The 12,328-nt window shown below is 37.9% G+C and carries 7 protein-coding genes; all 7 read left to right on the top strand.

The window, feature by feature from the left end; genetic code table 11:
- Positions 1-599 precede the first annotated feature (599 nt).
- The 7 genes from HP548_RS02875 (at position 600) to HP548_RS02845 (ending at position 12,210) form a co-directional block, all read left to right on the top strand.
- Positions 600-5,786 (top strand): hypothetical protein, encoded by a 5,187-nt coding sequence (locus HP548_RS02875; RefSeq protein ID WP_175380838.1) that lies wholly within the window; start codon positions 600-602, stop codon positions 5,784-5,786.
- Positions 5,787-5,948: 162 nt separating this feature from the next.
- Positions 5,949-6,956 (top strand): stalk domain-containing protein, encoded by a 1,008-nt coding sequence (locus HP548_RS02870; RefSeq protein WP_175380837.1) that lies wholly within the window; start codon positions 5,949-5,951, stop codon positions 6,954-6,956.
- A gap of 233 nt (positions 6,957-7,189) precedes the next feature.
- Positions 7,190-7,762, top strand: coding sequence for a hypothetical protein (locus HP548_RS02865; protein ID WP_175380836.1), 573 nt, complete (start codon positions 7,190-7,192; stop codon positions 7,760-7,762).
- Between the two features lie 779 nt (positions 7,763-8,541).
- On the top strand, positions 8,542-9,711 hold the full coding sequence (locus tag HP548_RS02860; RefSeq protein WP_090811246.1) for a hypothetical protein: 1,170 nt from the start codon (positions 8,542-8,544) through the stop codon (positions 9,709-9,711).
- A gap of 535 nt (positions 9,712-10,246) precedes the next feature.
- Positions 10,247-11,440 carry an RIP metalloprotease RseP gene (rseP, locus tag HP548_RS02855; RefSeq protein ID WP_175380835.1) on the top strand — a complete coding sequence of 398 codons (1,194 nt, stop codon included), beginning with the start codon at positions 10,247-10,249 and terminating at the stop codon, positions 11,438-11,440.
- A 155-nt stretch (positions 11,441-11,595) separates the two neighbouring features.
- Positions 11,596-11,787, top strand: a complete 192-nt coding sequence (locus HP548_RS02850) for a hypothetical protein (protein WP_079696726.1) — start codon at positions 11,596-11,598, stop codon at positions 11,785-11,787.
- A 204-nt stretch (positions 11,788-11,991) separates the two neighbouring features.
- Entirely contained in the window at positions 11,992-12,210 is a 219-nt protein-coding gene (locus HP548_RS02845; protein ID WP_079696727.1) for a hypothetical protein, read from the top strand.
- Positions 12,211-12,328 lie beyond the last annotated feature (118 nt).

Below are 12,328 nucleotides of genomic sequence, written 5' to 3'. Positions count from 1 at the left end.
TATGCTGATGTTGGGCGGTATCGCCATTGCAGTCGGATTGGGTTGGTTGGTTTCTCAGTACATGCGTGATTCGGGTAACACAGTACTGACAAATATGGACTCCGTAGCTTCCGGTGGTATTGATCCAGATTCCAATCCATCGGGCACACCAGACGGATGGGTTCGTCAGTAACATGAAATGAGCACCTTCTTGTACATTGAGAGGGTGCTTTTTTTGATAAATGAATGAAACTGTCGACAAAGTAATTTCATGAGAAGTTTTTAAATCACCTCAATCCTGACTGTAGTGTTAATGATTCTTTATAGTACTTTCTATCAACTCAATAAGGCTGCTGGAGATGAATCAACTTAGGGCAAGGCATGGTCTTTAGGCTGTCCAAACTTTAGCGAACCACATGCCAATCTCTTAAAATCCCTTATTATAAGGTTATAACTAAGTCATCTACCAAAATAAGTAGTTTTATTTAAGTCCACATTCCATAGCAAGCAATATTGTACCTCTTTGGGTAAGAAAATGTACCCGAAAGGGTACCTACAAAAGATTTACAAAGGAGTATCATTAATAGCGATGATTATATTAATTATGGGAGTGAAAAAGCATGAGGAAAGTAAGAACCTTTAAAAGTGTTATGGCATCAGTATTAGGTGTATCAATGCTGATCAGTCCTTTCTTGTATCCGGAAAAGACAAGTGCAGATTCAGCAAAAACAGTTGACGTAGTTACCGGATATTACACTACATTTGTAAAAGCTAATGATGCTAATTGGTATGGGACCGGGGATAACTCGTTCTATCAGTTGGATGCAGATGAGCGAACAGATGTGAAGCACTTTGTTAAGTCTGGTTTAGATGACGCGATTGATATCTCAACTGGTCAGAACGTTACATTAGTAGCTAGAAGTGACGGTCACGTTTTGGCTTGGGGGCAGGCATTAGGAAGTTATCGTTTAGGAATTCCATCTCGAACAGAAGATGTAAAGGTACCTACAGTCGTCGAAGGAATCTCGGATGTAAAGAAGGTAGCTGCGGGAGCACAATATTCACTCGCCCTGAAGAATGATGGGACGGTTTGGATTTGGGGAACAATTGGTACAGACACGGATTCGTATGTTCCCCGAAAAGTAGAAGGTTTGACTAATGTCACTCATATTGAAGCCGGATATAAGACTGCATATGCGATAACAAGCGATGGTAGTCTATGGGCTTGGGGAAACAACAGTTTTGGTCAGATCGGGGATGGCGATACAACCATTACACGTAAAACACCAGTTAAAGTGTTGTCTAATGTAAAAAAAGTAGTTAGTACAGAGTTTACTACCCTTGCACTTAAAAACGATGGAACAGCTTGGGGTTGGGGGAGAACTTCTAACGGTTCTACAGGTTATGGAAATGCAAAAATAGGTGGTACCGTAATTGAGAATACATACTCGGCTCATAAATATGGTACTTTGGATGATGGTTATGATGCTCAGATAAACGACATTGTTGATATCGCTTTGGGTTTTCGAGCATCACTTATTGTTCGGGCAGATGGAACTGTATGGGGAGCTGGAACGAACTCATCGGGAGAACTTGGATTGCCTAGCGTTACGTCTACAAATCCTAGACCAGTTAAAGTTAACAATTTAACAAATGTTTCAAACATCTTTATGGGTGCGTTTCATGCTCTTGCCATTGACACTAATGGAGATACTTGGGGATGGGGAGATAGTTCTAAAGGCCAGCTTGGTTTTTCAAAGACAGGAATTAACCAACAAGCAGCACTATTGAATATCACAAACGCACCTCTTATGGGCCCGGAAATTATATCTTCAGGGATTCAACAGAATGAAATGAAAATTACGATAAATAATCCAGCCTATGTCCTTCCACTCATTCTTGAATATCGCTTAAATGATGGGGAATGGATCATTATTAATTCAGGTTCCAGCATCAATATCAAAGAGAATGGCCTACTTGAAGCAAAAGTTACGGATACTTTAGGTCAAAGTAAAACAAGTACTTATCAAGTAAAAGGACTTAACGTAAAGCCTTCTAAACCTATACTTGAATCACAATTTACGAACAACGAAATGAATGTGAAATTTAGCAGTCCAAAATCCGCTGATACGCTAAAACTTGAATACCGTTTTAAAAGCGGAGCATGGAATACTGTAACATCGGGATCGACGATTACTTTTAAGGATAATGGATTAATCGAAGCAAGAGTAACAAATGAGTCAAATCTCTCTTCTGATGTAGCCGAACTGGCCATCAACTCTATTGATACATCGATTCCAGGCAGCCCAACATTTACAGTGAATAATGATAGTGATCGTGATGGTAGTGTCGTTATCATAATTAATTATCCTAGTGATGCAACGATCAAAGAATACAAAAATAGTACAGATTCAACGTGGACCACATACACGACAACGGGCGGTCTATATTACACGAGTGATCGAATTATCGAGGCACGTGCAAAGAATAAATTTGGTGTCACATCAGCAGTATCAACATATGCTATCGATTATCTACAAAAAGAAAAAAACAATTCGATTGGTTATAACAAAGTGTATGTTGCCGAAGTCATGAAAGATCAAGCAAATTTAGATGAAGCAAGAGCAGTAGTTAAGGGGCTTATCCCCCTTGATGAGCACTATCGCATCGACTTCGAGAGACGATTAGATGCTCTTCAAGACCTTATTAATCAAAAAGATCCTGCTTACCAACAAAAAGTACAACTGGCGACAGAGGCTGTCATTACAGCTGAGAAATCTCTGGTTCAGGCTGATTTGGATGCAGCTCGATTGTTGGTTAATGCTCTAAAAGGAAATGATAAAATCAATCTGACTACACGTTTGGATGCTGTCCAAATATTGATTGATGCAGAAGTAGTTTATGTAAAACAATTAAAAGAGGCTACTGATGCAGTTGTTAAAGCAGAAGGATCTAAATTGCAAGTTGATGTGAATGCAGCAAGAACCTTAGTACAATCCTTGCGTATTGTAGATAAATCTTCACTTTCTGTCCGATTGGACATTATACAAAACTATATTGATGAAGAAACAAGTTATATTAGACAATTGAATCAAGCGGTTATTGCTGTTGAGAAAGCAGAAGGGTCTAGATTACAAATCGATGTGAATGCAGCAAGATCGCTAGTAGCAGGTTTGCGTGATACTGATCAAACTGCACTTACTGCCCGTCTAGATATTGTACAATCTGATATTGATGCATCCGAGGGCGGTTACACCAAACAAGTGGAAGAAGCTATCGCAGCTGTTGTCAAAGCAGAGACATCCAAGACACAGCAATACGTAGACAGTGCTAAAACTCTGGTACAAGCACTACGTGCTTCGGATCAAACAGCTCTAATGAATCGTTTGAATGCAGTGCAAAATTGGATTGATTCTGAGGCATTGTATATCGAACAATTGAATAAAGCGACAGAAGCTGTAGTTAAAGCAGAAACATCCAAGACACAAACAGATGTTAACGATGCAAGAAATTTGGTTAAAGCTCTTCGTGAAAGTGATAAATTATTGCTTAACGGACGTCTAGACCTGGTGCAAGTATTAATTGACTCAGATTCAAATTATACAAAACAAGTTGAAGCAGCGACCACTGCTGTAGTTAAAGCAGAGTCAACCAAATCCCAAACCGACCTTGATACAGCGAGAGACTTGGTTAGCAAACTCAAAGATAAAGATCAAGAAATTCTCAACGATCGTCTTGATGCACTGCAAGATATTTTGAACGATGCATACGATCAAAAGTTAAAGGATGCTACGGCCGCTGTTGAAAAAGCCGAAAAATCGTTATCTCAATCGGATGTGACTGTAGCAAGAGCTTTAATTAAAGATCTCAACACTTATGATAAGGCTTTGCTTGGATCACGTCTGGATGTTGTCCAGGATCTAATTGATTCAAATCAAAACTATCAAGATAGACTAGATGCAGCTATACTGGCAGTGAAGAAAGCGGAAACGTCTGTGAATCAGGATGATTTGGACGATGCGCGTGAACTTGTTAATATACTGAATCCGGATGACCAAACTGATCTACATCTCCGGTTAGATGCACTGCAAGTTAAAATTGATGAGCGAGATGCATACCTGAATTTACTTGCTGAAGCATCGAACTCTGTTAGAATCGCAGAACTTTCCAGAGATCAGGCGGATGTAGATGCTGCCCGAACTCAGGTGGCTCAGTTGAAAAATGAAGATCAGCAAAAATTGAACTTGCGATTGGACAGTGTTCAATCCATTATTGACCTCAAACGTAATCTGCAGCCAGCAAAGGAAGCAGTCTTCCATGCAGAGACAACTCAAACGCAAGTGGATGTAGATAAAGCGAAAGAATTGGTAGAAAAGCTTAGAGAAGGTGCTTGGAAAACTTACCTGCTTGATATTTTGAATGAGCTCCAATCAACAATTACTGATGTTGGTAAGAGTGTAAGTCAGTTTGATGCAGCTAAGACAAAATTGTCTGATGCAGAATTAAGTAAGAAACAAGCAGATCTGACCAAAGCGAAATCAGCAATTGACGCTTTGCCGGCAAGTAATCTGAAAAATGAACTTACAGAGCGGTTTACTAAGGTGCAAGCAGAAGTGAATTTGACGAAGGCTGTGCAAAATGCGAGCTTGGCTGTTACACGAGCTACAAGCGCAAAAACGTTGGAATCTTATAACGCTGCAATTGCATTAGTAAATCCACTTCCAGAATCATCGAAATCTGATTTAGTTACTAAACTTGAAACACTCAAGTTAAAAATTGATAGTGCTCGATCAGAAGAAACAGAGGTTCTTAATGCCGAAACACTAGTCGAATTTGCTGAAAGTAGTCTGCTTGAAAACGACTATGAACAAGCAGCTTTAGCAGTTAGTCAACTGAAAACAAGTTCAAGTAAAACAAAACTGAATAAAAGAATTACCGTGTTAAAAAATGGTTTGATCAAAGAAAACCTGGTATTAACCAAATTTGAAGTGACCGCACAGACTAAGAATACGAACACCCTGACATGGACTAAAGTAGATGGAGCAACTGGATACAAACTTGAACGTATGCTCAATGGGGTTGTAATCAAGACGTTTACATTGACCACTCAGAAATCTTATAAAGACGTAGGATTGGAACTGAACACTGAGTACACTTACAGACTCACCCCTAAGGCCGGTTCAATTTTAGGGGAGGCTAAACAAATTATTGCACCTAAATTTACTGTAGAATTACCAGCAGCACCTAGTTTGGTAGAGGCATTTGTTGATGAAGATGGAATCTTACATGTAACAGGTACAGGACAGGGAACTAATCCACTATACTTTGTAGTTCAAAATGAAAAGGGAATTCAACAAACAAGAGCTGGAATTATTGATGGTGAAGAAAAAGCTTATATCTTTAACACTGCCGGTGTCTACACAGTGAAAATTGAAGCCTACAACACATCCAGCAAAGTTTCTTCTTATTCTGAGACGAAAAGTGTAACTGTAACTGCTTCTATGGTTGAGCCACCAACTGCCGAAGATGCTATTTATTCTGTGAAAACAGAAGGTGAATATATTGTATTTAATGCATCTGTAGCGAACAATGTGGACGGGGCAGCACAAAAATTCACATTCGAAATTCGAGATCCAGATGATAAGCGTATAAATTATGGAACAGGTAAGCTGGTTGAGGATCGAATTGTATATACATTTAAACGAAATGTTAGTACTGCCGGTCCTGGAACTTATAGTTTAATCATTAAAGGTAAGAGAGGTTCTACTTTCGGTACGCCTTCAACGTTTGAATTGCAAGTTCAATAATTTTCTATTGAGAGAAGTACTCTAATTATAAGAGTACTTCTTTCTTTTTTTTTTTGTAAACGAACGAAATCAAATTTGTAATTCATGATTTACACTATAGGTGGGATCAAGTAAAATGAGAGTAGCGATTGTTTAGGAGAATCAATCATCAGGAGGATAATAATGAATATGAGAAAAATAGGATTAATGATTACCTTGGTATCTGCTCTAATAGCGACCACTGCATGTTCCGCTCAAGATATAAAGGAGCAATTAATTAAGAATGATCCACCTATAAAGGTGTTGATTGGTGATAAAACGTATGATTTTAAAGATTCAAAACCATTTAAAGTAGGAGAAACCACCATGGTGCCAGTGAGAAAAATATTAGAGCCTCTTGGGGCATCACTAGAGTACAATGACTTGACAATGGATGCACTAATTAAGGTAGAAGGAAAACAAATTATAATTCATACCGGTTCAGGTATTGAAAAGAACGATGGCTCCAATTATGTGCTCGTTGACGGAGAACGGAAGGATATGGGGGCGCCAGCTCTTCTAATCAATAAGGAGACCTTTGTACCTGTTTCCTTCGTTGAGACGATCGGTGGGGCAGTAGATTGGGTTTCAATGGGACAAACCGTCAATATGAGTCTTCCACAGAACGTCAACTTCAACACAAACATTTATACGCGGATTTTTATAAATGATGGTTGGAAGATCCCCGGTAATAGTGGCATTAAATTATCCTGGGGAACGAAGTACATTGGAGAAGTGAATTTGACGAATGACTTACCCCATGGCCAAGGCACTTTGTATTCTTCTAAATTAAATCTGCTCTATAGTGGCCAATGGAAAAATGGCCTTCCGGATGGTGAAGGTATGATTAGTATCTCTGAAGCAGACAGAGTCGTACTGAAAGGGAGTTTCGAATCCGGAGTATTAATTAAAGGCGCACTAACTCAGTCCGATTCTACTTTTTATGAAGGTGATTTTGGGCACCAGAGACTGAATGAGGGAAAACTGAAACTACCTGATAAATTAGTGTTCAAGGGCCGTTTCACTAAAGATCAAAAATCTGCAGTTGGGATGATTTATAACGCATCAGGTCAAGTAATATATAAGGGTAAAGTATCATTTGATGGGGTCTTAATTATAAACCAGTTCTCTTATCAGAAGATATCTGGGTAGAATCAGCAGGAATTTCTCCCTTTTTCGTGTAACTTTTTGCTGGTTATTTGCAACAAGGGGGGATGAACTGTATGTGAGAAGACCATTACAAGCCATAAACCTACGCAGTATATAAATACCGCGTAGGTTTATTATGATTCAAACAAGCAGAAAAAGGGACATCATACACCTCCTGTACCCTAATATCAATCCCAAATTTAGATCAATATAGAATACTGAAGTGAGGTTACCCAATGAATATATATACGACAACTAGTCTACTACTTGTGATAATTCTACTGAGTGGATGTACTGTAAAGGGACCGTTATCTAAGTTTGCAGAAGGGCAGAGCACTCAGACACCATCTGAACAGGAACCAATTGTAAAAGAACAGGTAACCACCTCAAAGGATGAAGAGATCCAAGAAGAAACACATGCTCCACAGGTAACCCTCAAAACTTTAGATGAGATCGGCATTGAAGTGGCCACTTTTCTCAGAAATGTCGATTACACGAAAGAAAAGCCATTTTCTACTCCTAAACTGAAGTACCTTTCACCGGGAATGCTTGCTCAGTTAGATAAAGATAAGAATCATCAGATCCAGATTGCCACCTTGAAAAAGAGAAAAATTGAAGTGCAAAACCTAAAGGTTATTAAATCATCTGTCAACATAGAAGATACTACAGCTTCAATTCGAATTCGTGGATCTGAAAAGGGAACAGAACTAGGGAAAGATTTTAAACGTGGTCTTCAAATTTCAGTAAGTTTTTTTAGAGAAAGTACAGAACAATGGGTAGTATCTGATATTGTGTTTACGAACTTTTGACAGATTTCTGAGACTCCCCTTAGTGGATCAGGTAGCAATACTATCGAACCGAGATAAGATCTTATACCTAAATTGGAAGCATAGTTTAAGCAAATGGAAAACTGTGGGTTAAGTCGCAACCCAATGACCGCCAGGCGAGGAGGAAGAAGAAGAATGTAAACAGGAAAATATATTCATGTATATCTTGAAGTACAAATGCTAGGCTGTTATAATTGATTTCAAGAGAAATGAGTACATTTTCAATGTTTCACTTATTTCACTAATATGCATTTGTATAGCAAAAATCCCCTTTGCTGTAACAAAGAGGATTCTGCATGCATACATAGTATGAAGTTATGTCTTAATTATACAATTACAATAGACTTATTTCAACTTCATGTATAGCATTCCAGAGGCTATATTAGCTGCGTTAAATAATACTTTGCTTAGCATGCATACTCTACTTCTTAGAACTAATCCTTTCTGTGGATAGGACTTGTCAGATGTGGATCTAGCGACAATCAGTCATCTTTTCTTTGGATAATGACGACCGCTGCACATGCTATTTAGCGCGTGCGGCTTTTTATATTAAATAAAAAAATACATAAAAAAAACCCGACCTAATTCTAAAGAGGATGAGTTTTGAGCGACCACCTCATTTAGAATTCCACTGGCAGGTTTTTGTAAGGAAACGAATTTAATTGTGATTATTATATCATATTTTTTTCAATTATCCAAGCAAAAGCTTTATTTTATTACGCCAAATAAAAGGTTCGGGGTACAAAAGGAGCCCGACAAATTTGAAACATTCTATAGAACTATTTAAAGCTGCAAATACCACGTACGACACCCCAAATAAGATACAGTTTAAATTGTTGTTAGGCTCTGTTGCTGCATACAATGGAGAAATTCCCCTCACTCGTAATGAGATTAAAGATCGACTTTCCATATCTATTTCTGCCCTGAAGCGTATCCTGGCCGAGTCAAAATATACCGGTGAAATCTACGAGAAAGACGGTAGGTTATTTGTTAATCCTACAACTGTGATTGATTTCAACGCTGAAACATCCAACTCTTATGTTAAACACTTTAAATTTCTGTCTACAACAGAATTTAAAGAAGAAGATCGTCGCGTTCAACGATTCGTTTTAGACATGCTATGCCAACATGTATATCTAAAAGATAGAAAATATGTAACGTACCTTAAAAACCTAATCACTTCCGGATCGCGTGAGTTTGGAACATTTAATATCCGGACTGTAGGTGAGATGAAACAAATTATTGAAAAAGCAGGGAAGTACCTGGATCTGCAGCTCGAGTGTCGGAATACGAAAGACTGGTTAGTTATTGTTCATGGTTTAAAGCCGGAGTATGAAATATTAGGCTCGTATGATAGTGAAGGAGCTATGCTTTGGGTTTCACAAAAGTTGTACGCTGCCGGGTTTGTGGTTGAAGTAATCGAAAAAAGCGTTAAGAACCAGTTGGCTAAAGTAATGGAATACTATTATTCTCAACTCGGATATGAATTGGCTTATAAAGTATTTGTGGGTGCGCTTGATGATCTATTGTATTCCTCTGCTTTCCACTCCATGGTATACGCAAATATAGACAACGATAAACAACTTAATGAGATTTCAGCTTACTTCCGCCATGTAGCGGAAGCATCCGAGCGTTTTGTCGCTCTAGGTCTTGCTTTAGATTATGAAAAACTAAACAATATCATTGACGATGTTACTCGTATTGCAGTTGATGAGGGCAGTGAACCTTCTACTATACAAGAATTACAGCAAGCCAAGATATTGAAAGACTCTCTAAAATTAAAAATCTCTGCATTTGAAACACTTTGGATCAACAATCACCAAAAGGGGAATCACTATCTGTTCGATCATCAAAAAGATAACCAGGTAGCCCTTCGTTATATGAAGGATTTACAAAGTCTGTTGTATGAATATTGGGTAGTATCCAAATGATTACGTGTCAATTAAATACAATCGATTAACGCCATCATTTAATTTAAAAATAACTCTTAGTTTTCCCAAATTTCAAAATGTGTACCTGGTGAATCTCTTTTTATGCCTATAGAGGTTGTGGATAACGAGAAATATGATGTGCAAAATAATTTTAGTTATCTTTATAAAGAAGAATTCCTTCTTGAGTGATATTCTAGCCATCCAGATGCTGAGTTAGAGCCTATTTATTCTGATAAGCTCTTTTTGGATATGCAGTATTTTGACGTAGTAAAGGATAGTTTACTTTGTGAATTAAAATGCGGTGTCCGCCTTAAAACCATGTGTATCAAGGACTTGAACGCATTCTATTTTACGCCTAATGGTATTGATCTATTGTATTAATCTATTATATTAAGTTATGGAGTTAATTATGGTATTCGTTAATTAATTGAGATATCATCTCCAAATACCCTCCTCCACAAAAATAATATTAACCTTATAAATTCTCTTTCAAAATTCAAAGAATCGTTTCAGTCAACTATTGGGAGGAACACGAATGCTTTTTGCAGTTTGTTCAGTCATCATTATTTTCATGATTCTAGTGTTTACACATGAGTTCGGCCATTTATTCGCTGCTAAGTTTAACAATGTGAATTGTCCTGAATTTTCTGTTGGGATGGGACCAAAACTGTTCTCGATCAAAGTAAATAAAACGGCTTATAATTTTAGACTGTTTCCTATTGGTGGGTATGTCCGGATGGCAGGGGATGATGAAACCTACTACTTAGTGGAGAGGGATATGTATATCGTCGTAAAAGATGAGAAGATATTATCCATTGAGGAAAATGAGGTCCTTAATAGCTCCTATGTCACCATAAAATCAATCGATTATATCCACAGAAAAATCACGTATAGCATAAATGATAAGATATGTAGTCTGCTGCTTCATGAGGATGCATTTGTAATGTTAAAATCTAAGAAAAAAATCTACATTTCTCCCTATAATTCAATGTTAGCTAGTAAGAAACCATTGCAAAAATCAGCTATTCTCTTAGCTGGGCCTTTTGCCAATATTGCCATGGCTCTCATCATACTTCTTAGTGTCAATCTTATTCATGGGTTACCTAGTTCAGACGCAGTCATTGGTACAGTTAATTCAGATACAAGTGTTCTCAAGCCAGGTGATCAGATTATCTCTGTTAATGATAACAGGATAGAGAACTGGAATGAGCTAAGATTGATTCTAAATTTTAGATCAGAAAAAAATCAAGAAATCGCAATCCGTAGAGGTGAGGAATACCTCAATGTTCAAGTAGAAGATTCGATCATGTTGTCTCCAATGATAAGCAGAAACATCGGCAATGTTCTTACCGCCACGTACCAAGATACATTACATTACTCTACTATTCTGATTAAAGGATTAAGAGATATCCTTACTGGGGAAGAGTCTTTGAAGAATCTTTCCGGACCCGCCGGTGTCATGAAGCAAACCTATGATATTACTAATACTTCAACTTTTCACAATCTCATCATCTGGGCGTCTATCATGAATTTAAATGTTGCCATCTTTAACTTGCTGCCGATACCGGCACTGGATGGCGGGAGATTACTCGTAATCATTATCGGAGTAATCCGAAGAAAGCAAATAGCTCCAGAAAAAGAGGGTTTGATTCATTTGGTTGGGTTTACTTTCATGATCGGCCTGACAATCCTTGCAACGTGGAATGATTTGGTCAAATTCTTTCACTAGCCACCAACTGAATTTGTCATTATTTAATTCTCATATATGCTACATCTATGAACTTTGTTTTAGACAAACCTTTTGAAGGAGAGAAGTAAGACGCTATAAATAAAATTTAGTACATGGCATGATATATCAATTAAAAGAAAGAAGTGTATTTTCAAATGAGCAAAAATCAATTAGTTGTAATTAAATGGCTGTCCACTACTGGACAAAATTTTTTATCAGACATTGTTGAACTGGAGGGCGCTTTTGATGGTGTTCCGGAAGATGTGGCAGAAGCCTTTGCCACGCTTTCAGACAGGGAAAAAATCGAAGTGATCCAAAAGGCTGCAAATAATTTACTTTATCAGTAACACAGGAACAACAATCGCTAACAATTTTATAATACTGAATTTTAAAATACTGAAGGACTGGTGATAACATTGAATATTACTTTATGCGTAAATAACAATAAACCAACTGAGATCCAACGGATGGTACTAACAACCCCCGAAGTTTTCCAAACGACGCGTAACGAGTACCAATCTGTTCCTGAATCGTTGGTGGCTACGGTCCATATGGATCAGCATCAATCGAAAGAAGAGGCTGAAAAAATTGCTGTTGTAATGGCAGCAGCGCCTGAGCTTTACCATGCCTTAAGAATGCTCCATAACTTATTGGATTTTTCTTCTTCAGATCCCTTGGAGACATTAAGTGGATTATCGGAGGTTGAAATCAGCCGTGCATTTAGTATAAGCAAAGATGCTTTAGACAAAGCATCCGCATTCACTAATTAATGTATAGCTGGTTAATGAGTACCGACCAGCGAATGTTTTAAGTATCTTGGGCTCACTGCCAACTATCTAAGTTGGAGATGAGATTAAGTTCTCATCAAATATAATACGGAGATCAGCA

It is taken from the genome of Paenibacillus taichungensis (assembly GCF_013359905.1).
Classification (GTDB): Bacteria; Bacillota; Bacilli; order Paenibacillales; family Paenibacillaceae; genus Paenibacillus; species Paenibacillus taichungensis.
This window is presented reverse-complemented; position numbering and strand designations above follow the sequence as displayed.

What these genes read in the sequence shown, in the direction of transcription:
- HP548_RS02845 (WP_079696727.1), top strand. Translation starts at nt 11,992, where the DNA reads ATGGATCAGCATCAATCGAAAGAAGAGGCTGAAAAAATTGCTGTTGTA.
- HP548_RS02875 (WP_175380838.1), top strand. Translation starts at nt 600, where the DNA reads ATGAGGAAAGTAAGAACCTTTAAAAGTGTTATGGCATCAGTATTAGGT.
- rseP (WP_175380835.1), top strand. Translation starts at nt 10,247, where the DNA reads ATGCTTTTTGCAGTTTGTTCAGTCATCATTATTTTCATGATTCTAGTG.
- HP548_RS02870 (WP_175380837.1), top strand. Translation starts at nt 5,949, where the DNA reads ATGAATATGAGAAAAATAGGATTAATGATTACCTTGGTATCTGCTCTA.
- HP548_RS02850 (WP_079696726.1), top strand. Translation starts at nt 11,596, where the DNA reads ATGAGCAAAAATCAATTAGTTGTAATTAAATGGCTGTCCACTACTGGA.
- HP548_RS02865 (WP_175380836.1), top strand. Translation starts at nt 7,190, where the DNA reads ATGAATATATATACGACAACTAGTCTACTACTTGTGATAATTCTACTG.